This is a genomic window from Marinobacter sp. Arc7-DN-1, assembly GCF_003441595.1.
In the GTDB taxonomy this organism is placed as follows: Bacteria; Pseudomonadota; Gammaproteobacteria; order Pseudomonadales; family Oleiphilaceae; genus Marinobacter; species Marinobacter metalliresistant.
Window position 1 is genome coordinate 336,367 of the sequence record NZ_CP031848.1, and the last position, 23,386, is coordinate 359,752.

Annotated in this window: 17 protein-coding genes and 6 pseudogenes; 17 read left to right on the forward strand and 6 right to left on the reverse strand. The window is 54.0% G+C overall.

Features of this window, described 5'->3' with window-relative positions; translation table 11 throughout:
• The first annotated feature begins 106 nt into the window (after positions 1-106).
• The 3 genes from D0851_RS01635 to D0851_RS01645 all read left to right on the forward strand — a co-directional run bounded on the left by D0851_RS01635 (position 107) and on the right by D0851_RS01645 (position 2,419).
• Complete coding sequence (locus tag D0851_RS01635) at positions 107-1,033, forward strand: LysR substrate-binding domain-containing protein (RefSeq protein ID WP_117617068.1); 927 nt, start codon at positions 107-109, stop codon at positions 1,031-1,033.
• Between the two features lie 192 nt (positions 1,034-1,225).
• Positions 1,226-1,966 (forward strand): tyrosine-type recombinase/integrase, encoded by a 741-nt coding sequence (locus D0851_RS01640; RefSeq protein WP_117617069.1) that lies wholly within the window; start codon positions 1,226-1,228, stop codon positions 1,964-1,966.
• A 126-nt stretch (positions 1,967-2,092) separates the two neighbouring features.
• A complete protein-coding gene (locus D0851_RS01645; protein WP_117617070.1) occupies positions 2,093-2,419 on the forward strand; it encodes a hypothetical protein in 327 nt (108 codons plus the stop codon).
• Here D0851_RS01645 and D0851_RS20905 read toward each other — a convergent pair.
• The 3 genes from D0851_RS20905 to istA are packed head-to-tail and all read right to left on the reverse strand — an operon-like array spanning position 2,416 to position 4,650.
• Positions 2,416-2,634 (reverse strand): ATP-binding protein, encoded by a 219-nt coding sequence (locus D0851_RS20905; RefSeq protein ID WP_319922342.1) that lies wholly within the window; start codon positions 2,632-2,634, stop codon positions 2,416-2,418. The genes D0851_RS01645 and D0851_RS20905 overlap by 4 nt on opposite strands.
• Entirely contained in the window at positions 2,631-3,158 is a 528-nt protein-coding gene (locus D0851_RS01650; protein ID WP_319922343.1) for an ATP-binding protein, read from the reverse strand. The genes D0851_RS20905 and D0851_RS01650 overlap by 4 nt, the downstream gene beginning before the upstream one ends.
• The gene (istA, locus tag D0851_RS01655; RefSeq protein ID WP_162893660.1) at positions 3,145-4,650 is read right to left on the reverse strand and encodes an IS21 family transposase; all 1,506 of its coding nucleotides are present in this window, start codon (positions 4,648-4,650) and stop codon (positions 3,145-3,147) included. The genes D0851_RS01650 and istA overlap by 14 nt, the downstream gene beginning before the upstream one ends.
• Before the next feature lie 290 nt (positions 4,651-4,940).
• Here istA and D0851_RS01660 point away from each other — a divergent pair, with 290 nt between their 5' ends.
• From D0851_RS01660 to D0851_RS01675, 4 genes are all read left to right on the forward strand, one after another.
• Positions 4,941-7,013 carry a hypothetical protein gene (locus D0851_RS01660; protein WP_162893661.1) on the forward strand — a complete coding sequence of 691 codons (2,073 nt, stop codon included), beginning with the start codon at positions 4,941-4,943 and terminating at the stop codon, positions 7,011-7,013.
• Positions 7,006-8,007, forward strand: a complete 1,002-nt coding sequence (locus D0851_RS01665) for a hypothetical protein (RefSeq protein ID WP_117617073.1) — start codon at positions 7,006-7,008, stop codon at positions 8,005-8,007. The genes D0851_RS01660 and D0851_RS01665 overlap by 8 nt, the downstream gene beginning before the upstream one ends.
• A 298-nt stretch (positions 8,008-8,305) precedes the next feature.
• Positions 8,306-8,785: a hypothetical protein gene (locus D0851_RS01670; protein WP_117617074.1), complete on the forward strand. Its 480-nt coding sequence runs from the start codon at positions 8,306-8,308 to the stop codon at positions 8,783-8,785.
• A 638-nt stretch (positions 8,786-9,423) separates the two neighbouring features.
• Positions 9,424-9,717: a hypothetical protein gene (locus tag D0851_RS01675; RefSeq protein ID WP_117617075.1), complete on the forward strand. Its 294-nt coding sequence runs from the start codon at positions 9,424-9,426 to the stop codon at positions 9,715-9,717.
• A 253-nt stretch (positions 9,718-9,970) separates the two neighbouring features.
• Here the strand turns inward: D0851_RS01675 and D0851_RS20395 are convergent.
• From D0851_RS20395 to D0851_RS01695, 3 pseudogenes are all read right to left on the reverse strand, one after another.
• Positions 9,971-10,428: pseudogene (locus tag D0851_RS20395) on the reverse strand (DDE-type integrase/transposase/recombinase); the annotation flags it as partial.
• Between the two features lie 68 nt (positions 10,429-10,496).
• A pseudogene (gene ltrA, locus D0851_RS01690) lies at positions 10,497-12,016 on the reverse strand (group II intron reverse transcriptase/maturase).
• Between the two features lie 694 nt (positions 12,017-12,710).
• Positions 12,711-12,977 (reverse strand): annotated as a pseudogene (locus D0851_RS01695) (IS3 family transposase); the annotation flags it as partial.
• Between the two features lie 545 nt (positions 12,978-13,522).
• Between D0851_RS01695 and D0851_RS20910 the strand changes: the two are divergent.
• The 10 genes and pseudogenes from D0851_RS20910 to D0851_RS01750 form a co-directional block, all read left to right on the forward strand.
• A pseudogene (locus tag D0851_RS20910) lies at positions 13,523-13,763 on the forward strand (MarR family transcriptional regulator); the annotation flags it as partial.
• 188 nt (positions 13,764-13,951) lie between these two features.
• A complete protein-coding gene (locus D0851_RS01710; RefSeq protein WP_117617079.1) occupies positions 13,952-15,307 on the forward strand; it encodes an MBL fold metallo-hydrolase in 1,356 nt (451 codons plus the stop codon).
• 175 nt (positions 15,308-15,482) lie between these two features.
• Positions 15,483-16,445, forward strand: coding sequence for an HlyD family secretion protein (locus tag D0851_RS01715; protein WP_162893663.1), 963 nt, complete (start codon positions 15,483-15,485; stop codon positions 16,443-16,445).
• A 6-nt stretch (positions 16,446-16,451) separates the two neighbouring features.
• Positions 16,452-18,182 (forward strand): ATP-binding cassette domain-containing protein, encoded by a 1,731-nt coding sequence (locus D0851_RS01720; protein ID WP_008172530.1) that lies wholly within the window; start codon positions 16,452-16,454, stop codon positions 18,180-18,182.
• Positions 18,179-19,273, forward strand: coding sequence for an ABC transporter permease (locus tag D0851_RS01725; protein ID WP_008172528.1), 1,095 nt, complete (start codon positions 18,179-18,181; stop codon positions 19,271-19,273). The genes D0851_RS01720 and D0851_RS01725 overlap by 4 nt, the downstream gene beginning before the upstream one ends.
• Positions 19,273-20,376 (forward strand): ABC transporter permease, encoded by a 1,104-nt coding sequence (locus D0851_RS01730; RefSeq protein WP_008172526.1) that lies wholly within the window; start codon positions 19,273-19,275, stop codon positions 20,374-20,376. Before D0851_RS01725 ends, D0851_RS01730 begins: the two co-directional genes overlap by 1 nt.
• A 165-nt stretch (positions 20,377-20,541) precedes the next feature.
• Positions 20,542-20,826, forward strand: a pseudogene (locus tag D0851_RS20995) (hypothetical protein); the annotation flags it as partial.
• Between the two features lie 23 nt (positions 20,827-20,849).
• Positions 20,850-21,476 (forward strand): annotated as a pseudogene (locus D0851_RS01740) (APC family permease); the annotation flags it as partial.
• A 72-nt stretch (positions 21,477-21,548) separates the two neighbouring features.
• Positions 21,549-22,493, forward strand: a complete 945-nt coding sequence (locus D0851_RS01745; protein ID WP_117617081.1) for an IS5 family transposase — start codon at positions 21,549-21,551, stop codon at positions 22,491-22,493.
• 104 nt (positions 22,494-22,597) lie between these two features.
• Positions 22,598-23,374 carry an APC family permease gene (locus D0851_RS01750; protein ID WP_227539403.1) on the forward strand — a complete coding sequence of 259 codons (777 nt, stop codon included), beginning with the start codon at positions 22,598-22,600 and terminating at the stop codon, positions 23,372-23,374.
• Positions 23,375-23,386 lie beyond the last annotated feature (12 nt).

The window sequence follows — 23,386 nt, forward strand, 5'->3', positions numbered from 1 at the left end:
TTTCTCCTGTCGTGGTTGATCGGTGCCTATTAGACTAAAACCGTTGGGTATGGCTGAGTAGACGGAAAAATTCACACAGACCGTTTCACCAATAGGACGATCAAACATGCAGGACTTAAACGACCTCTATTACTTTGTGCAGGTGGTGGACCACGGAGGGTTTGCGCCGGCGGGCAGGGCGCTTGGCATCCCAAAATCCAAGCTAAGCCGCCGTATCGCCATGCTTGAGGATCGCCTTGATACCCGTTTGATAAACCGGTCGACACGTCGTTTTACCGTGACGGAACTGGGCAGGGAGTATTACCGCCACTGCCTTGCCATGCTGGTGGAAGCAGAGGCCGCGCAAGAACTCATCGACCGGTCGCAGGCGGAGCCACGGGGCGTTGTCCGGCTCAGTTGCCCGCCCGGTATGATTTACTTTCTGATTGCGCCGCTATTGGTGCGCTTCATGGAGAAGTATCCGATGGTTAAGGTGGAAATGGACGCCACCAGCCGGCGCGTCGATGTCATCAAGGAAGGATTTGACGTTGCCTTGCGTGTCCGATTTCCGCCTCTGGAGGACAGCGGTTTGACCATGAAGGTTCTTTCCAGAAGTCCACAGTGCCTGATGGCGTCTCCGGAATTTGTGGCCAACCACAAGAGGATCGAAGCACCCACTGATTTAGGGGATCTTCCCAGCCTGGATTTTGAGCAGCCGGGAGGCAGACATCTCTGGTGCCTCGACGAGCCTGACGGCGCCTCGGTTCAGGTTCATCACGATCCTCGGCTGGTCACCGACGACGTTTTTACCCTTCGGCAGGCGGCGATGTCCGGTCTGGGAGTGGTGCGCATGCCACTTATTGTCGCGGGCAGAGATCTGTTGGAAGGCAGGTTAACCAGCGTGATTCCGTCCTGGCAGCCCAGAGGAGGCATTTTTCACGCGGTATTCCCCTCCAGGAGAGGGTTGTTGCCGGCTGTGCGGGCGCTTCTGGATTTTGTTGCCGAATCGCTGGACGAAGTGGATTTCGCCATACCGGAAAAGATCGCAGGCTGAGCTTGAAGCTACTGCAATTTTCGGCACAAAGATTGTCCAAAGCATACAATCATTGACGTTTACCCCTAGTTCGTCAAACGTCCCCCGTTTCTTGCGGTTTCCCCGTCGCTTGCCATACTGAAGAGAGCGGAAAAGGGCGTTTTACCAACCCTGTAATTCCTCCCATGAATTGACAGAACCCCGGGGGGGGAAATGTCAAAATCCATCACCAGTGCGCGGTCATTTCCGCGCCCGTCTCGAAATACGCGTTCGCTCGGCTTTCAGGAGCGCCCGCTGGTGTCGTTCCCGATACAGGAAGTGACCATCGATTGGGACCGGCTCATCGACAAGCGACCGTTGCTGCTGGAGACCCTCGACACCATGCCCAAGTACCTGCTCAAGCCCGAGGTACTGACGCTGCTGGAGGCCGAGACCCACCCCATGCACCGGCTGATCCTGGATCTGATGTGGTGCACCGGCGCGCGGGTCTCCGAGGTGCTGGCGATCACGCCGGCGAGTTTCATTGATGACGGCTACGACTTCGGGGTCGTCCTCAAGACGCTGAAGCAAGGGGCAGGGCGGCCGAGCAAACGCAGCCTGCAACGCTCGCCCAAACGCTTCATCCCGATCCTCGACCGGGACTTCCAGACCCGGATTCAGAGCTACCTGTGGATGGGGAAGTTTCGGAAGGACGAGCGGATCTTTCCGATCACGCGCCAGGCGGTCAGCGCCAACATCGATCGCTTAATAGAGCAGGTTGGGGGAGAGCCGCCGTTCAAAATCGGGTGCCACACCTTTCGGCACAGCTTTGCAGTGCACCTGCTCTTACACGGCCGGCCGCTGAAGTTTGTGAGCCAACTGCTCGGGCATCGGAGCGTCGAATCCACAGAGGTGTACACGAATGTGCTAACGTTCGACGGAGCGCATTTTCTCGAAGGCGTGGATTTCCATTAGCATGTAACTCGAAAGTCACGTTCGTGCACCTGATTAGAGGGCCCTAATAGCACGAATTTTGGATTGAGCCGCCTCCCATCCGACCAAGGAAAGGCATGCGTTTAAATATAATTTGGAAAGTGGGTCGTGTTTTTGATTGAACAACTAAAGATTTCGATTGCGTCTAAGACCTGGTTTTGGAGCCTGCGGGCGTGGCTCCAAAAAATTTCTTTTTTCTTTGAGCGCACCGCTTACGCAAAGACCGCTCTACTTACCAAGGCAGAAACAAACGGCCTCATTCTTGGCTCCTTCTTTTGGATAGGTGTTAAGAGCCTGTTTTGGGTTTTTGTATTTCTAGCTATTCTCAATTATGTTGAGAGCTTCGTTGCCGAAAGGTCTACTTTCTTGCTGTCAATGGCCATTTATTTTGACCCACCTTTGGCCAATAAAATTGACCCACCTTTCATAGTCTAGCCTGTCGTTTTCTGCTTCAGCCGATAGCTTTCTCCTCCCAGCATAAAGATGTGTGAATGGTGGATGACCCGATCAATGATCGGCACCGCCACGTTGTCGTCGTGGAAGAACTCGCCCCAACTGGTGAAGTCCTTGTTGGTGGTGAGGATGATGGACCGGTATTCGTACAGGCTGTTGATCAGCTGGAACAGGTTGTACCGGGCCTGCCGCGTCATGGGCAGGTAACCCAGTTCATCGATGGACCAGCAGGTCGTACTTGGCCAGTTTGGCTGACCCGCTTTTTCAGCTCACCCTTCATCTCGGCCAGCTCTAGTTCTTCCACCAGATCGAGAGCGTTGCGGAACAGCACCCGGTAGCCGGCCTCCACAGCTTTGTGGCCAATGCCGATGGCCAGGTGGGTCTTGCCTACACCGGGCGGACCGATGAACACCAGGTTGTTTCGCTCGTCGATGAACTGGAAGTCCAGCAAGGCATTGACCTGGCGTTTGGTAATGGTGGTCTGGTGCCGGTAGTCGAAGCCCTCCAGGCGCTTCTCCGCTGGGAACGCAGCCATTTTCCGGTTCCGGCGGATGCGTTTGTCCTGGCGCTGGGTCAGTTCGTGCTCGGCAAGCCGGTCCGCGAAGCTGAGATAGGACATCTCGTTGGCTTCAGCCTCGGCCAGCAGGTTGGTCAGTTCGTCGGCGGCCGCGCTCAGGCGCAGGCTGCGGTAACGGGCCACGGTCTGTTCAAGCTGGCTCATGGGTCACCCCCTGGCCACTGGAGCGGCCAATATGGCGGTAAGCGCTCAGATCCAGTGTTTCTTTTGGTTCCGATAGCGGTTCCGGCTGTCGCTCCCGGAGAACGGCGGCCTGGGCTGCTTCCAGATAACTTTGCAGCCGTGTCGCGGTCATGCCGGGACGCTCTGCCAGCGTCGTAATTAATGCCGGATCCACGGGCGCATGGCGCTTGAGCAGGTCACGGGCAGCCACCAGCTGGTCCTTGTAGATCTTGGGCTCGGAACGCTTGAGCTGTTGGCACAACCGTGGCCCGATGTCACTGCCGATCAGGTCGTTGATCTTACCCTCAAGGGTGGCCACCCGCTGGGCATGATCCCGGTAGTGGTGGGTGTTCTTGATTACCTTGCCTTTATCGGCACACAGAGCATGGCTGGCAATGACTTCCCCTGTGTTCAGGTCGCTGATGTGGAGTTGGCCGCCGGACTCCAGAACGCCCACCCGGGCCTGCTGCCAGGCCATGGGCACAGAGTACTTGTTGGCCTTCCAGGCGATCAGGCCGGTCTTGTCGGCTCGACGTGTCTCGTGGGCCACAGATTGCACGCAAGCTGGTGACAGGTAAGCCTCCAGGTGTTCTCGCTCATCCCGTTCGAAGCGTTCCCGGGGTGGTTCTCCGGTGGTGCCGTGGATGCGGACATTGGCTACGCTCTCAAGCCAGTCCTGCACGTGCTGGCGCACGTGCTCCTGGTCCCGGAAGACTTCACCGTAGAGGCAATCCTGCTTGACGTACTTCACGCCAGCTTCCACCTTGCCCTTGCTCTCCGGGTCATAGCCTTCGCAGGCATGGATCCGGAACCCGGCCGTGGTGGCATACTCATGGAACCGTTGGTTTAGCGTCAGTTCCCGGTACTGCTCGTTGATCACCACCAGCTTGGTCTGATCGTAGACGCACTCCTCTGGCAGGCCACCGAAGTAACGCAGGGCTTCGTCATGGAGCTGGATAAACGTCTGGGTATCCAGCGGGCGGAAGGCCAGACCCACGTACATCAGCCGTGAGAAGGACAGCACGAACACCACGAAGTGGAGAATCCGCTCTTCGCCACCGATCAGCACGCCGCGCAACTCACCCGGATCCACCTGACACTGAACACCCGGCACATCGTCCAGAATGGGTTCGTAGTAGCGCATCTGGGCCGAGGCCACTTCCTCCTTAAGCACCCGCACATAGCGTCGGATGGTGCGATCCGAGGCCGACAACTCGCCAACCCTCTCTTGCAGCTTGCGGGCAATCTTGACGGCGCTGAGCTTGGGAAACTGCTGGAGCAAATGCACCAGATAATCCCGGTGATCATCGAGTCGCTTGCTCCGCGAGGGGTCTGCAAACCGTTCTGAAATCGCATCCACCTCCATCCGCAGGTACTTGCGAACGGTATTGCGGGACAACCCCAGTTCCTGACTGATGGCGCGGATCGACAGCCCTTTGCCGTTATCGTGCAGTGCCTTGATCTTGTGTATCACAACCCACTCCTTCACTGACATGCCCCCGGCCATGGATAAAAGCGGGGGACAGTAGCTGGTTCTGTGGCCTGACGGCCACCCGGGGGTGGGTCAAAATTAATGGCCAGTAGTGGGTCATTTTAATTGGCCACTAACACTTGCCGTCGCTGAGTTCGGACGACCGCGAGTTCAATATCGAACAACTCAGACTTTACGGGCAACTTCTCACCGCAATATTCTCAATCTACTTCGCTACAGTCGGAATCATACTAAGCTCCGGTTATACCCGGCTTCGCCGAGACATAATCCAAATGCTCACCACTGAGCAGGTCGGCAGCGTGTATTCCAAGGTTTTAGTGCTATCAGCAGTTTTCTGTTTACTAGCAACGGCTTTACCTTCGTTTGGGTTCAATCCAGGAATACTTGTCTATACTGTCGGAACAATTCTAATGTTATTGAGTGCGTTAGCATTATTTCCATTAGGCCAAAGGCTTTTTAACTTCTTTGATCTCAACCAACTTGTTAGCAGCGAAGTACTTCCTAGTCTTGTAAGAAATATAAAATATGCAGCGAATCCGCGAAATTCGAGTTCTCTGGCTAATCATCACTCAAAGGCAGCGAGAAGGGCAATTGAACAGTTATCTTATATAGATAGTCATCTTAAATCTGATCGAACGGGTTTAAAATATAGCTTACCTGCTCTTACCGATGACTATACGTTTTTGCTTCAACATTACGTTCGGCGAAAACACACAATTGACCAAAACAGCTATTGGTTTCCACGGCGTGTCGTACACAAGCAATGGTTCTTGGCAGGCGACATAGCGACCTCTTCGGCAATGAATACCCGAAGCCAGCAATTGATGGTTGAGGAAAGGCCAGATTACGAATGGCTTGAAAAAGAAATTTCTTCAAAATTGGTCGGCCATTTTGAGCAGGCACTTGGTGCAGGTGATCTGGCTCTTGCACTGAAACTAATTGGTCGCTTCTCCATTCGTGCATCATCATATTCAGAACAGCTTCAGTTTGAAGATGGCATGCGTGAGCTAACAGAGTTCAAGCAAATTCTTGTAAGAGCTTTTGATTCAATCAACGAAACGCCTGATGATGAGGAATCCTCGAAGGCGAAGATTGGCTTAGCAGATACATGGGCTACCTATGGTAGCAACCTATGCTTGGAAACCCTTCGAAGAATGCTGACTTTTGAGAACGAGCTTCAAAAATACTTTGACGCAAACGATTGGAGTCGGAAATCGCTTCGAAATCTGCCAGCTTTTCTTCAAGTTGAACTATCACCGATCGTAAAACGAATTGAATTCGAAATAGAGGTCGAAGGTCGACGTTTATCGAAGCCTCGGTACCTTCAACAGTTAGCAATTCAAAAACTACTGCGTCATTACTCAAAAATCCTCCCATCGATAAGCCACTATTTCGAGCATGAGCTCCCGGAGTTTGTGGAAGCGATGACGAAGTTGAGAATGTCAAAAGCTGCGACGCAAGTTGTCCTGTCGAGCCTACACACCCATTGGAAATTGGCTTCTTTCTGGCTTGGTGAACTAGCCAACATGGTTGAGCGATATAAGGAGTACCAGCATTACTCTGAGGAGCATTACAGGCTACCCGAGATCGATATTTCGGAGATGATCGAGCAGCTGAGCAAGGCCAGAGATGACGCCATCAGCTCACTGGGCAATCCGGAAATAGTGGGCCATATTTTCGACGCTGAGCAAGATGATGATTTACCAGACCATTTTGGACAAACCTACTTCGAGCTTGCCGAAGCATGCATAAATGCCATTGAGCAAAATGATGAACATAAGCTGGATAGAGTTTTCCCTATGTTCTTTTCTCTGGCGATTCTTGCTGCAGATTCGAAGTTCCCGGACCCATCTTTGAAAGTAAATGATGAATTCCGATTGCACCTAATTTCTTCAGTGATTAACGACTTGGCCTCAGTTCTTGGATTCGCAATTCTTTACGGCGCATATTTCGGTAATGAAAAATTATCAGAGGGTGTCCTCCAGAAATTTCATACCCTAGTAGAGAAGGCGACGAGCAAGCAGGAGTATCTCAAACGGATGCTGCTTCTTTCAGATCTGTCCGGCATTAGCATGAGTGCGTCTCCTCGTGGTTTAATCCGAATGAACTGGAAAATGGCCTTTGAACATCAAGCGAGAGAGGATGGTTACGGCGATCAAATGATGTTTTCTGAAGGCAAACAGCACGCTAACGTACTTGTAAGAGAATTTCTCAGCTCACTCTCTGATGCATCTCATTTGTTCTTTGCAACAGAACTCCTTCCAAAGCTCGATGTAGCGGATTTTAAGATCGATCATCGCATTACGTCCCTAGCTCGACGGTTGAAAGGAGACGGAGATGAATAGTCTAAGAATCTTCAAAGCTGAACCAATACACAGGCAAATTTTCCAGAACAACCAGATTGGGTTGGTTGATAGCCTTTTTCTGAAGCGTCAAAAGCGAGAGCCTGGGTTCAACCGCCGAATGTTTGATGAGGATTTTGCGAATATCTTCAGTGTAATGAACCATCGAAGCCGTAATAGATTTATGGTCCAGTCAAATGACGACAAATTGGCTCAAACGCTGTTGTTAAGCGCAGAGACCAGATACGCGTCGAATTCCATTGATGAGTCGATCGGAGAACTTACAGAACAAATAGCTTTGTCGTTGGTGTGGCACGGAAAAGCTTACTATTATTTGCACGGTAATCCTGAGAGTGAAGGGGTTCGCCTCGCCTCTTTCGATTCCCGCGGTATTTTTCGTCTACTAGGCAAACATTTTCAGTGGGTACCGAAACGCCTGGAACAAAGTTGGGATCTTGATTCTAAAGAGCACCCGAGAGAGATCCGGCTTTTGGATGCTGCGAAGTTGGTGCGCTTCGAGTTGCCATCCTCAATCAAAGAAGCTTTAAACACTCAAAACAGAATTCTGGCGATTCTCGATAAACACCAATTTGCAGAAACCCAATTCTTGCCAAAAGCAAAACTCGAAAACCCGAACCCTACCAGCAATTTCGATTTTCGCATTTGGAAGGATATTCAAGAGCGCGTCTTGTGCCGTGCAACTCGAAGTACTGGGTGGAACGGTAGGAACTATGACTCAGTGAATCGCTCAGATTTCTATACTTGTCATAGATTGATCCGATTTCGCCGAAATCAGCTGCTGCTTAGGGATAGTATTCTGAAACAAATTAGTAATCAGCTCTCTAGAATTGGTAGACCTTACAATGCTGAGTTCTCGGTTGCGGTTTCAGTCACTACCCAATTACCTACCGTTGAAGAGTTAAATGAATTAGAAATTAGTTTGGAACGTGAAGAGGCGGGATTCGATGAAATTTTGGATTTTTGCTTCCAGCGTTGACTCGCTTGTCTTTAAATGACGGAAAAATGAAGTGAGGATTTCAAGAGCAAATAATGAGTTTAAGTCCATACTCTCGGCATTTAAGAAGGCGGATGAGATTTTAACAAGTTTATATTTGCCCCTTGGTACGAGTACGGAGTAAACGAAGAATTTGTGCAAAACGAATTTGCGCAGATGGTGCAAGGTGCGGAGCGCCGTGATAGACGAACATGACGAGTTCATGCACGGGGGCGCTCTCTACATTTTGCCTTCCGTGGCCGAGCATTCTGCAAGCGTTTTATTTAATGAGGGCTGAGAGGTGATCGCAGAAATTGTTACAGGTCTTGCCGCCGCTGCCAGCATCTCTGGAGTTACACTGAAGATGCTCCTTTCGCGTAGTCGAGCGAGCAGAGTTGAAGTAGAAAAGTACATCAAGTTTTTGGCTGGCAAAAAGGTCCTAACAGCTCCTTTTGAGCAAGAGGTTCTGCCGGCTGTTATTAAAAGTCTTGAAAACATTAAACATGAAACAGAAGCAGCTAGGCTTCGAATTGGAGATGATTTGGTTGACATAGTGTTTCTCAACTTGGTACTCAAACTGAGCGAGGAACTCATGCTCTTATATGAAATCGATGATTCAGATCCCAAAAGGAACATGAAACTGTTTAGAAGTATTCAGGAGATCCGAGCAAGATTTGCAAGAGCAATAGCCTTACTGAGCACTGCATTTAAGATAGATCTGGCCGGTTCAAGGCTTGTGCCATTGGTTACTGATATGAATTTCCGAGCTAAGCGTGGTTAAAGCCGGCCAGTGAAGGCATGCGGACGTCCTTTACATCACGTCCTCGGCTTCATGCCAAGTGTGCGATACTGGTGTTGTATTTATCGAACACTGGAGGGGAAGGAGTCGGGCAGGCCCTGACTAACTGGAACCTCCTGTGAGGGGGCTAGCTGGCCCCCGGTTGCGGCCTAGCAAGCCGCTGAAGGTGGAAAGTTGTGGAGGCGTTGGTGTTTGATCGAGGTCGAGTCTCGTAAAAAGCGCAAACCCTACGCTAGCTACCAAAGCAGCTTGAAGCTGTCGTTCAGAGCCGATTCGCGGTAGGCGATGAGCAAGCGCCTGGCAAGGCGCTATATAAGTGCCAGGGTTAATACCTGGGCGCCCAGGTCGAGATTCGAGGCTCTTGCCGATGAAAATCGATCTGAAAGTAGTGGTATCTATTAACGTAGCGAGCGTGATAGTGGCTCTGACGGGTTTGCTGTCACTAGTAGCGAAATTAGCTGGGTACCTCTAGAAGTCCTGGGCCGGGTTTCGGCTCGGCCCAGGCACCCAAAAAATAACCAGTGTAGGCACGTCGATTCCCACTAAATTGCGCCTTCGGCTTCATTGCGTGGGCTCACATGCGGCAAGCGTTATGCACTGCTAATAGGAGACACTTACTAGTGAAAGAAACCCAATACGTAACGGTTGACGGTGAACCCGTCACTGTCGATGGCGATCCGGTAACCGTGACTGTCGAAGGGGTTGCTGAGTACATTGATGCATCTCGTGAAGTGCTCGATGACGATGTTGCCGATAGTGTCTTGGATTGGCTTAGAAACCAGTTTCCAGACTGGTCATATGTCATCGATAGCATTGACTCGTTCATTGGGGTCATGAGGTCCGGATTATCCAGATTCTTGGATCCAGACAACATCGAGTTGGTAGTACAGTTACTCCAGAGTTGGTTCTACTGACTCGAATTTGTATAACCGTCCATTCCATTTCGTTACAGCCCCGAAGGACCTCCACCGGACGATCTTTTCTACGCTTCGGCTCCTAACTAAAAAGGCCTTTGAACAACGGCGTTAAGCGTCTTCAAGCATCGGTCACCATGCCCATGATCCACGCTTGGTGTTGAGGTGGACCCAATCAGTTGGACAACCTGATGGTGTTCCTAAGCTATGATCCTGTTGTTTCCCTGGCTCAGGCTGCCAAGGCTATGGTTTGCCCATAGTACACCTCATCTGGTGTTTGATAATCAAGGTTTTGGTGGTACCGGGTCTGGTTGTAATGCCGGAAGTACCGGTGGAGCGCCTGTTTCAGGTGCTGTCCATCCTCGAATGCAGTGAGGTAGACGCACTCATGTTTGACGCTGCGCCAGAGCCGTTCCACGAAAATGTTGTCATGGTAGCAGCCTTTGCCGTCCATGCTAATCCGGTAATGCCATGCTCTCGTTGAGACATTGTGAAGGCCTCGCTGGTGAACTGGGCACCCTGATCAGTATTGAAGATTTCCGGCGCTCCCATGGCGCTGTAGGGCTCTTCCAGGGCATCAATGCAGAAGTCTGTGTCCATGGTATTGGAAACCCGCCAGGCCAGCACCTTGCGGCTGTACCAGTCGATGATGGCGACCCAGGTACAATGAAAGCCCCGAGCCAGCGGAAGTAGAGTAAGAGGCAGGGCGTAGTCGGACTATTTCCCTGCCTCTCCTCTCCGAACCGGACGTGCACCTTTCAGCGCATCCGGCTCTCCGCCTAAACGCTGGCGAAGGCCATAGCAACTTCGGGAAAGCGAGAGGTCCACGTGTTTTCTGGACTCTGTCCCTCAGGTAGGGATTACATCTGGAAGACGCCAACGGAATCGCTTTTTCCCGTGACCGACCGAGTCGGTATAGGATAGCTCCACTGAATAGCCCCTGATTGGTTTTGCCATAGCAGCACCCCAAGTCTTACTTTGACCTGAAGCCGGGACTTTTGAACCAGTGACGCATCAGCGTTTGAGCCGGGAGCGATATTTTGCGGCCCAGCCAATGGGCCAGTTTCCAGAACACGACACCCATCGATGTAGCTGAAGACTTTCGCTTTGTAATCGACGAACTGATAGAAACGCCGCCCAGCCTTTCAGCTTTCGGTTGATGGATTCGACATGTCGATTTTGCTTTCACTATAATTGCCCTGACAGCTTAGCGGTTAAGATGCTGCAAAGTTACGTGCCTTATCCCGGGGGATCGTCGCCACCACCCGCATATCGCCATAAACGGCTTCGCTTGCGATGATGCGATGCCCCAGGAACACGAAGCCGTCGTTCACATGGGTAATCTTGGTTTTATCCATGTTAAGTTTTCAGCTTAAGAGTTCCTTCCAGCATCTCCCGGCATTCTTCTCTAATCGCCCTCTGCCTGGGCTTTGGTGCCTCTTGACGATAACCACAAAGTCATCGGCGTAGCGGCAGTATGCGACAGCTGGCTTCCATTGTCGGTTCTCTCGGATGGCTGAGCTTCGACCGATCTGGATACTGTGGTTCCAGTACCATCGATCTTTCCGGGCTTTCTTGCCAAGGTAGCGCTGGTTCAGGTGCTGATCGAATTCATGCAACATGATATTCGATAGCAGTGGTGAGATAACGCCACCTTGGGGCACGCCTTCGCTTGCCGCCCGGAATAGGCCTGCATCAATGTGACCGGCTTTGATCAATCGCCAAAGAAGGTTCAGGAAGCGTCGGTCCCTGATTCTGCGGCGTACAGCTTTCATCAGCAGCCGGTGATGCACGGTGTCAAAGTAGCTGGACAGATCCCCTTCAATGACCCAGCGTCCACGCGTTTCACCATTGTCCGTCAGTTGTAGTTTTACTGTGCGGATTGCATGGTGAACGCTTCGCTCCGGTCGGAACCCGTAGGAGAGCGTATGGAAGTCGCTTTCCCACATGGGCTCCATCGCCATTAACATAGCCCGTTGAACGATGCGGTCGCGCAAGGTGGGGATGCCCAGTGGCCGTTGCTTGCCGTTGGCCTTCGGGATATACACCCTTCGAGCCGGTAACGGCTGATAAGCATCAGAGAGTAAATCGTGCCTGATTTGCCTTCAGAATGGTCGGCAGTCCTGGCCTGAACAGTCCAGCTGGTCTCCCCGTCTATCCCGGGCGTGTTTTGCCCCTTTGGAAGATAGGTGATCCGAGCTGCTTCTGTAAGCCAGTCAGGCTGTGCTATCAGGCGCAACAGCCGGTCCACCCGGCGAGCGGGGTCGGCTGTTGTCCAAGTCGCTAGCTTGCGTTGCATTTTCGCCTGATTTATCAAAAGGTCTTCACCTTGTTTGGTCAGGTAGTTTGCTTGGCCAAACACGTTTAAACTGCTCCCTTCGCGCCATGTAATGGGCTTTCCCCATCGCGGACTACTACGGGAGCTCCGCCAGTCAATTGGCATCGGGGTCATGCCCCTTTGGCATCCAATATTGACCTTCCCCGGTTCACCCCTATCTGGACTCCAGCATGCTGAGGAGGGCTGCCCATCGCACTCTTTACCCTTGCTTGCCGCAAGTTGACAGGAAGCCAGCAGTCCGTTCTGTGATGGATACTGCTGTACCAAAGGCCGCTCAGCTACTAATGTCCAGGCTTCCTTCGTTCGCAGCGCTTACATTTCAGACCTGCCTCACCTTCCTGTACGGCTTATCAGGTCACGTAAGCCGTGTGACATTTCAACCCACAGAGGCGGATGAATGGGTTCATGTTCTTCAGCCTTTCAAACACTGCAGCCTTGAGGATCATCTTGGCTTAGTGACGCTCGCCTCAATCCGCTTGTCAGCGGGTTTACATCACCCTGCGGGCATACCGCAGGTCACTGCCGCTCAGGCCTCACCACCCTCAAGTAGGTGGGATTGTTTCGTTACCCTCTTCATGAGGTAATGGTTCAATATTCCAGATAGACTCGTGGTTCAATTTGAGCTTCCGTGCTCGCCCTGAACTCCGGGCACACTATAACTGATATCAGCCGCCCACACCTGATTGGGGCGGTCGATCATCAGCCCTTTGAGCAGGTACGGATAGATCTTGTGCCCGTCACCCGGAATGCTGGTTCTGGGCCGCGGATACACGGCCTGAATGCCCATGATGCGCATCAGCCGTTGCACTCGCTTGCGATTGATCTGATGGCCCTTACGCTGCAAGTAAACACGCATCTTGCGAGAACCATAATACGGTGTTTCCAGATGCTGCCGGTCGATCAGATACATCAAATTCAGGTCCTCCTGTGGCTGTTCACGAGGGACATAATAGAGGGCTGGCAGACAAACGCGAAAAATAGCGCAAAAACACTCTCAACCTATTGAACTACTGATTTTTTGGTCACCCAACCTCCCGAGTACATGCCATTCTGGCCGATAAGCGGAACTTGGCCTTGTTGTCGACCCCGCATACTCTACCCGACTGGGGACTGACCTTAGCGGATGCGGATTGCCTGGAAGACGTCGTGCCGAAGACCGGGCTGGTTTCGAGTGAAGATGCTACAGCGTTGTGGAGCGCTCGGCGCCAGCTTTTTTAAGCCGGTTGCCGGTCACGGTGCAAGGGTGTCTACCAGGGCGACAATACGCTGAAGGCCTCCTGTCTCTGAAAAAGTGAGGAGTTACCTGTCTCACTGGAAGGAGAAGTTCCTTAGCTGGCCTCGGAATCCGCGTGATGTTGCATATTGATCTGGCGCAAGCCTGATCCCAGATCAATGTGTGACTTATGTTGGCCTCAATGATTAGCTTACGATTTACTGTTACTGAGTCAGCAATAGCAGGACAGCGATATGGACCCACAAATCCCTCGAGATCAGTTTCCTTTCACCAGTGCTCGGGTGGCAAGGCGCTGGCGCAAGTTTACTGGATGAGCGCTTGAAAGACCTTGGGGTTACCCAGGCTCGATGGTTCACCATGGTCTGCCTGCAGCGTGGTGGTGGAGGATTGACCCAGCGGGAGTTAGCCCATTTGATGACCATCGAGAATCCGACATTGGTCCGCCTGCTTGACAGCCTCGAGGAGCAGGGTATGGAGGCTATTCTCTGTGCTGCGGTGCACGGCATCTTTGCCGAGGCTTCGGATCAGTATCTTTTGGCTGCGGGTTTACAGTCTCTGGTGACCACCAACACCATTCCACACAGTACCAACGGTATTGATGTCAGTGAGTTGCTGGCGCCACCGATCAGGCATTTTCTCAATCAGGACAGGAGTAAGAGTCGATGAATATTACATTCCTTGGTGGCGCAGAGACGGTTACCGGATCCAAGTTCCTGATTGAAGCGGGGGAGACGCGGGTTCTGGTTGATTGTGGTTTGTTCCAGGGTTACAAGTGGCTGAGAAAGCGCAACCGGCAGCCATTGCCGCTGGATATAGAATCACTGGACGCAGTGCTTCTGACCCACGCCCACCTGGATCACTCGGGCTATATACCTGTGTTGTACAAGCAGGGGTTTCGAGGGGCGGTTTATACCCACCACGCTACCCGTGATTTGAGTGAAATACTGCTGGCTGATAGCGGCCATCTCCAGGAAGAGGAGGCGCATTACCTCGGCCGCCATAAACTGAGTAAACATGAAACTCCGGAGCCTCTGTATGACCAGGATGATGCGGACGCCTGTATGGAGTTGTTTCAGCCGGTAGACTTTTACGAAGAAGTCCAGCTCGGTGATATACGCTTCCATCTTCGGCCGGTTGGGCACATTCTCGGTGCTGCCTGCATCATTATTGAGACGGAAGGTAAACGCATCGGTTTTTCCGGCGATGTTGGGCGCCTCAACGATATTTTCATGAGGCCACCTGCGCCTCTGCCAGCTCTGGACATGCTGATGCTGGAGTCAACGTATGGCAATCGTCGCCACGACGATGCGGACCCGTTGTCGCAGTTGGCAGACATCGTTAATGAAACCGTCGACAAAGGGGGCAATATATTGATTCCGGCCTTTGCTGTGGGCAGGGCGCAGGTTTTACAGCATATGTTCACTACCCTGATGAAGGCGGGGCGAATTCCAGTGCTTCCAATTTACCTCGATAGTCCCATGGCAATCGATGTTTCCGAGATTTACTGCCGCTACGAGGATCAGCACCGATTGAGCAGTTCCGAGTGCCACGAAATGTGTAGCACCGTTCATTACAGTCGCAGTGTTCAGGACTCCAAGGCGCTGGCTGGCCAGGCATACCCCCACGTAATTATTGCCGGCAGTGGCATGGCAACAGGTGGACGCATACTTCATCATTTCAAGCGCCTCCTGGGCCAGCACCGCACAACTGTTATTTTCGCCGGCTATCAGGCCGGGGGAACACGAGGGGCCAAGATGATTGGCGGAGCGGAAAGGATCAAGATCCACGGTGACTGGTTTCCTGTCAAAGCCAGATTGGAAGTGTTGAGTGGGCTTTCCGGACATGGAGATTTCACAGAGATCGAACAGTGGCTGGCTCAAAGTGACTTAGCCCCCGAAACGCCGATCAACTTGATTCATGGAGACCCTGATGCGCTGGAGGCCATGAAGGATCACTTGCGTCAGAACACCCGGTTTGAGGTGGAGGTGGCAAGCTACCAATCCATTTTGCGTCTTTGACGATGCCCTGACGGCCATCTTCGAGGGCGACCTGAATGAGCCGCTTAAGATCCGGCAACGACCTTGCTCGCGGCGGCTGCCGAGTGCTAGAGTGGGCGATCTCATTGGCTGGAGTGAGAGGCAGTGGCCCTGATCCCGGCTCCAACCTGAACAGTAATGTCATAAGGAGTGTTTGGTGAAATCCCAATCCTGGCTCTGGTCTCTGATAGCGGTGTTGGTGCTCGCCGGCGGTTCTTATGGGGTTTTTGTTCTGTTTGGGGAAGAGCCCTTGCCGCAGGGAATCGTCTATGGCAATGGCCATATCGAGGGGCGGGAAGTGTGGATCGCGGCCGAAGTGGCCGGTCGGGTCATCGAGCACCATCTCGCGGAAGGCAGCAAGGTTTCGGCTGGCGACACGGTAGCCGTGATCGACCCCGCCGATGCCAGAGACCGCCTGCGCTCGGCACAGGCCGAGCTGGCCTCGGCGCGGGAAGTCCGTGACGGCTTCGACAGCCAAATCACCACCTGGCGTCATCATCTCAAGAATGCCGAGAAACAACGGCAGCGGATCCGGGACTTGCGGTCCCGCAATCTGGCCAGCTCGAGTGATCTGGATCAGGCGGAAAATGCCGTCAGTGAGGCCCGGGGCCGACTTGAGTCTCTCCAGCGGCAGAAGGATGCCGCCGAAGAACAGGTGGCTGCAAGGGCGGCGCAGGTGGCACTGGCTGAATCGCAACTGGACAAAGCGGAGGTTGCCGCGCCGCTCTCCGGAACCATCCTGATCCGGGCGGTGGAGACGGGAGAGGTTGTCGATACCGGCCAGCCGCTGGCCACGATGGTGAATCTGCAGCAGCTCGAACTCAAGGTCTATGTCCCCGGTGATATCCTCAACCGGATCAGCTTGGGGGATCCCGCCAGAATCCGCGTGGACGGTTTGCCCGGGGACTTTTCCGCCAAAGTCGGCAGGATTGACGATTTCGCCCAGTTCACCCCCCGCGATGTCCACATGCCCGACGAGAGAGTTCGGATGGTCTATGGCGTTACCCTGGTGCTGGATAATCCGGCCGATGCTCTGAAACCGGGTATGCCGGCAGATGCCTGGATTCGCTGGGATCCGGACGCCGAGTGGCCAGCGACCCTCTCGGTTCCGGCGCGCTGAGCCGTCATGTCTTCCCCGGAACCCATCGTCGCCAAAGGCCTTGGCCGCCAATTCGGAGACAATGTTGTCATCGAGCCACTGGATGTTTCCGTTGATCGCGGCCAACGAGTGGGCATTGTCGGTGCTGATGGCGCTGGCAAGACGACGCTGTTACAGATGTTGGCTGGCATCCTGGACCCCACTGTGGGGGAATGCCGGGTCCTGGGCTTCGATACCCGTCGTGAGGCCAAGCAGGTTGCTGCCCGGATTGGCTATATGTCCCAGGGATTTACGCTTTACGATCGACTCAGCGTCAAGGAAAACCTGAGCTTTGCCGCTCGCATCCGGGATGTGCCCGACGAACTCTATCGGGAGCGTTCAGAAAGGTTGCTATCCATGTCGGGGCTTGGCCGCTTTACTGACAGGCCCGCCGCCAAACTGTCCGGTGGCATGCGGAAAAAGTTGTCGCTATGTACCAATCTGGTCCATGAACCGGAGCTGCTGATCCTTGACGAACCGGGGCTCGGCGTCGACCCCCTGTCCCGGCGCCATCTCTGGACCATGCTCGACCGCTTCCGGTCGCAGGGCCTGACCATGGTTGTGGCTACCTCCTACATGGACGAGGCGGAGCGCTGCGACAGGATACTGCTGCTGGAACAGGGCCGCGTTCTTGCGGATGGGTCGCTGGAAGAGCTGCTGAGGCCCGCCGCCGGAAGGGTGTTCACTGTAAATGCTGGAGATACCGGACGAGGCTTGCGGGAGTTGTCCGGCATCCTGGCTCAAATTGACAGCGTCCATTCAGTGCAGTGGTTGCCGGATCACCTGCGACTGGTGATGAACGCGGACATCGCTGAAAACCAGCTCGCCGAGTTATTGCCCGAGGGAACCCACCTGGCGGCGGCCGAGCCCCGGCTCGAGGATCTGTTTGTGCTGCGGACGGACAGGAGGGCCGGCGAGCAGCAGTTTCCGGAATTGGCCCGGCAAGACAGGGGAAAAGAGGAAGGGCTGGTGGCCACCGGCCTGAGCGTCCGCTTCGGACATTTCAAGGCCGTTGACCGGGTGAGTTTCGAGGCGCCATCTGGCGAACTGCTTGCGTTGCTGGGGCCCAACGGGGCGGGCAAGACAACCCTGATCAGGGCCTTGTGCGGGCTGGTGGCCATCGATGAGGGCAACGCCCGGGTGGCCGGGGTGAGCTCCGGCGGGGGTAGCACCGCATTGCGCCGGCAAATTGGTTATATGTCACAACGGTTTTCACTCTATCTGGAACTGACCCCCTGGGAGAATCTCCGCTTCTTTGCCAATGCCTACGGCCTGGCCGGAGGCGCGGCGCGGGCTGCGATCGACTGGGCCAGGGAAGTAACGGGGCTGACAGATATTCCCGACAAGCTCACCGGTGATCTTTCAAGTGCCTTGCGCCAGCGTCTGGCGCTGGCCTGCAGCCTGCTTCACCGGCCCCGGGTCTTGTTCCTTGATGAGCCCACCTCGGGTGTCGATCCCGTCGCCCGGTACCGTTTCTGGCGGGTTATCCGTGAGCTGGCCGCCAGCGGTATGACCGTGCTGGTCACTACCCACTACCTGGAGGAAGCGGCCTATTGTGATCGTTTGGCGTTAATGCTGGACGGGCGGCTGCTTGCACACGGTAGCCGATCATCGCTGAATCATTCGCTCGGCCTCGAAGCCGACGCCACGGTGGAGATGCTCTTCACGGCGGCCATAGAACAGGCGGGAACGGCCAATTCCCGGGCGTTGGGACCATGAAGGCTCATCGGCTTGGAGCCCTCATCGTCAAGGAAAGTCGCGAGCTGATTCGCGACCCGGTTACCATTGCGTTGGCCGTGATCATGCCGCTGATCATGCTTTTTCTGTTCGGCTATGCGGTCAATCTGGATGTGGAACAGGTTGCCGTGGGCATTTACGATCTGGACAACACGCCGGCAAGCCGCGACCTGTCAGCCCGTTTCGACAGCTCGCGGTATTTTCAATTAGAGCAGAAAACGACCGATCTCCGCGATCTGGAGTCGGCACTGCAAAGCTCGACCATCAGCATGGGCGTGGTGATTCCAGCCGGCTTGGCCCGGCAACTGCTCAGAGGCGACGAGGCGCCTGTCCAGGTGATCGTGGACGGCGGCTATCCTGTTCTGGGTCGATTGGCATCGGCCTATGCCGAGGCGGTAATCGCAAATTTCCCCGCCCCGCGTCAGAGCGCCGTCCGGGTCCAGGCCAGGGTCTGGTTCAATCCCTCCCTGCGCAGCGTCAATTTCGTCATCCCCGGGTTATTTGCCGTGATCCTGATGGCGTTCCCACCCCTGCTGACCGCCCTGGCGATCGTGCGTGAGAAAGAGACCGGTACGATTGAGCAGATCTATGCATCGCCGGTCACCTCAACCGAGTTTGTTGTCGGCAAGCTGGTGCCCTACGGTCTGGTGGCTTTCCTGGAGATTCTTATGGTCATGGTGGTGGGGTTTGCCTGGTTTCAGGTCCCCATTGCCGGCAGCCCGATACTGCTGCTGACGTCCGCTTTCGTTTATGTGCTGACCACGGTGGGTATCGGCCTGTTGGTCTCATCCCTGGTCCGTACCCAGTTGGCGGCCATGTTGATAACGCTGATTGTCACCTTGATGCCGTCGTTTTTGTTTTCCGGTTTTCTGTTCCCTCTGTTCACCATGCCTCTTGCCCTGCAACTGTATAGCTGGCTTTTCCCTGCCGGTTATTTTATGGAAATCTCCCGGGGCATCGTACTGAAATCAGCCGGCCTTGAAGCCGTTCTGCCAAATCTGATGATGTTGATCGTCTATACGGTCCTGGTATTTGTCTTCGCGGCCTGGCGAATGAAGCAGAAGGTGGCCTGATGGGAATTGCCTTATTTGGTTTGTTGCGCAAGGAGCTCGTGCAGTTCTTTCGTGACCGGTTGATACTGACCCTGATACTTTGGCTTTACACCATTGAAGTCGTCATTTGTGCCGTTGCGCTCAGTTTTGATGTAAGCCACCTGCCCCTGGCGGTGGTGGACGAGGATCGCAGCGCCTTGAGTCGCTCGTTGATCCAGAAATTTGCGGTGAGCGAAACCTTCGACCTGAAATTTCAGGAAACCCGTGTGGCAACCGCCACTGACCTCCTGGAGAAAGGCGATGCCACCATGGTGTTGGTCGTTCCCGCCGGGTTCGAAGGTGCTCTTCTCGCTGGCAAGAGTGCTCAGCTCCAGTTGCTCCAGGACGGCACCAATTCCAACATTGCCGCCAATGCCGTCAATGATGCTCTGCAGATCGTCCAGCGCCAGGAGCGCGAAGCGCTCCCTGCTGCCGGGAAGAAGGGGGTCGCGGTACCCCTGATCCGTATCTGGTATAACCCCGATCTGACAACATCGGGTTTTATCGTGTTATCGATGATTGCTCTGGCCGGTATGATGGTGGGCGTTATTCACCCGGCCGCCTCTATTGTCCGGGAAAAGGAGCGAGGCACTATCGAGCAGCTGCTGGTGACGCCCATTTCCACCCTGGAACTGTTCCTGGCCAAGGTCACACCCACGCTGATCATGGGCGTACTGTCCATCTTTCCGAGTTTGGTGATTGTCAGAGTCTTTGATGTGCCCCTTCAGGGCAGTCTGCTTTTATTTCTGGTGCTGACCGCCATCTTTTTGCTCAGTGCGATTGCGCTGGGCGTACTGATTGCCGCCTACAGCCGGACCCTTCAGCAGGCGTTGCTGCTCTCCTTTTTCGGACTTTTCCCGCTGATGTTCCTGTCGGGCAGTTTGACGCCGGTAGAAGCCATGCCGCCTTTCCTGCAAAGCCTCTCCCTGCTGAGTCCACTGCGTTATTACATGGATATCATCGTCGGTATTTTCCTCAAAGGCGCCGGCCTGGCGGTTCTCTGGGATGAGGCTCTCGCCTTGCTGGTAATCGGTGTCACGCTGTTTATTTTCTCCCTTTGGGTCTTTCGACGCCGGGTACAATGAGATCGGTTGGGTGAGTGCCTGACGTTTGTCGCTACACGGCCAAGAGGATACGGCGCATAGGCATCAGGATTACCGTGATTATTCATTTTCATCAGTAACCTGAATCAATGGGATGGACTCCTCCTCACCTCACCGGCATCTACGTGCCAAAATGGTGAGTGATTTGGCGAGAGTCAGTGGGGCGATTTCATCCATGAACTCAACCATCATCCCTGTGTTGATTTTGCCGAGCGCAAACCGAACAACCAGCTGCATGTCGTCTACGATGGAACCCATTGGTCTCTTGACGAGTTAATGGAACTGATCAAAACCCACGGAGGCGGGTTGCAGGCCGGGTGGTGGACCCAGCGGAAACTGGCGTGGTGTCGGTTTACAGACGACAATGTTCGGGCCAACGCAAAACATGATCCGTTTTGCTGTTCCAAAATCCCACCTATGAAGCGTAAATAGAAACGACAATAACCGGAGGTTGAATGAGCAGGGAGCAAGACAGAACCACTCGCTATCAGGAAGGCAGTCTCACCCTGCCAGGAACCGTCATGCTGGGTACCGGCGTCATGATAGGCGCTGGTATTTTTGCGTTGACCGGACAGATGGCACAGATGACGGGCGTTCTGTTCCCCCTGGCGTTTCTGGCGGCCGCCGTGATCGTCAGCTTCAGTGCTTATTCCTACATCAAAATTTCCGATGCGTACCCGTCTGCGGGCGGTATCGGCATGTACTTACACAAGGCCTACGGAAACCGGCTGCCGACCGCATTTAACGCCTTGCTGATGTACTTTTCCATGGTGATCGCCCAGAGTTTTCTGGCCCGCACGTTCGGCTCCTACACCATGCAGCTCTTCGGTGGCGACGAAAGCGGGCGAATGGTGCCCATTCTCGGGGTGTCACTGATCCTGGCAGCGTTTCTCATAAATCTGCTGGGTAACCGGATGATTCAGGGTGTGGCTTCCTTTATCGGCGTCCTGAAAATCGGCGGCATACTGATTTTCGGGTTGGTGGGGGTATGGGTCGCCGACTCCATATCGGTTGACTTCTCGAATCCCGGAGAGGCCGGAACTGTGGGCAACTTCCTTGGAGCAACCGCGCTCGGAATTCTAGGGAGACTCTGAATAAGTCTCAAAATCAGCGATAATACGGTCATCGTTAACTGCACAGGATTCGTTGCCACCATGGATCAGATCACCTTCTCCGAAGCCGAGTACCAGACCAAGAAGCGTAAAACCCGCCGCGAGATTTTTCTGGAACGGATGGACAAGCTGATTCCGTGGAAGCAGTTGGAGAAGAAGGTAGCCCTATATTACCCCAAGGGCCAGACTGGCCGGCCACCGTATCCGCTGCCGACCATGCTGCGAGTCCACTGCATGCAATTGTTCTATAACCTCAGTGATCCTGCCATGGAAGACGCATTGTATGAGATCGAATCCATGCGCCAGTTCGCCGGCCTGAAGCTGGACCGATTGCCGGACGAAACCACCATTCTCAAGTTTCGTCATTTCCTGGAGCGCCATGGCCTTGGCAAGGTGTTGTTCAAAGAGGTGAACAAGCACCTGGAGAAAAATGGTTTGATGCTGCGTGAAGGCAGCATTGTGGATGCTTCCATCATTTCTGCACCAAGCTCCACGAAGAATGAAAGCGGCCAGCGCGACCCTGAGATGCGACAAACCAGAAAAGGCAACCAGTGGTACTTTGGCATGAAGATGCATATCGGCGTGGACGATACGCTCGGCTTGATCCACAGCATCGATACCACCGCTGCCAATGTCCACGACATCGTGTCCGCCGGCAACCTTCTTCACGGTGACGAGCTGCGCGTGTTCGGTGATGCCGGTTATCTTGGCATTCAAAAGCGGGATGAGCATAAAGATCGCCAAAATGTATCCTGGTTCATTGCCAAGCGCCCCGGTTCTCGTAAAAAACTGGACGACCGAAAGCTAAAGGCCGAGAAGCTCAAAGCCAGCGCCCGGGCCAAAGTGGAACACCCATTCCGGTACATCAAGCAGGTCTTTGGCTATAGCAAAGTTCGCTATCGCGGCTTGGCCAAAAACAGTAACCGATTGCACTTGCTGGCTGCGTTCAGCAACCTGCTGATGGGTGAAAAATACCTGCTGGCGTAGGGTCAGTGCGCCTGTTTTCCGCCAAAACGGCGGGAAATAGGCAAAAATCGAACAAAACAGAGGGTGATAACGCCAAAATCGCGCTTGAATGGCTTTTTTTCGAGTTGAAAAGCGATTCAGCGATAAATCAGGCGTTAATCAGACCCTCCCTAGCTTTCAAGGGCTTCACCACCATTACCAACAGCGGCTCCGAAGTAATAGACCCCAAGCGGAACGTAGGACGGGCGATCATTATTTCCATTGCAGCCTGCGTGGTGATCTATACGTTGGTTGGTTTTGCTGTTGCCAGCAACTTGTCCCTGGCCGAGATTATCGAGACACAGGACTACTCCCTTGCCGCCGCCGCCCGCCCGGCACTGGGGGAGTACGCCGTGTGGTTCACCGTTGCCATTGCCATGATGGCTACTGCCGGAGGCATTCTGGCCAGCATTTTTGCGGTCTCACGCATGCTGGCCATGCTGACGGAGATGAAGCTGGTCCCCCACCGGCATTTCGGCATGCCTGGCAGCATCCAGAAGCACACCCTGGTCTACACCGTGGTCCTGGGGCTGATCCTTACGGCCTTCTTCGACCTCTCCCGAATTGCAGCACTGGGGATCGTGTTCTACCTGATCATGGATATTGCCATCCATTGGGGTGTACTTCGCTATCTACGCGAAGACGTGAAGGCCAGCGCCTGGGTGCCAGTCATGGCCATTTTGCTGGATTTGCTCGTTCTTGGGGGCTTTGTGTGGGTCAAGCTGAATACGGACCCGTTTGTCATCCGTGTTGCGGTGGCCACCATGATCGTTATTGCAGTGGCAGAGCAGATTTTTTTGAAAAAGTCCGAGAATTCCCGGCAATCGGGAGATGAGGAATCTCATGCTCATGATCACCATTAACCGGCATTCGAC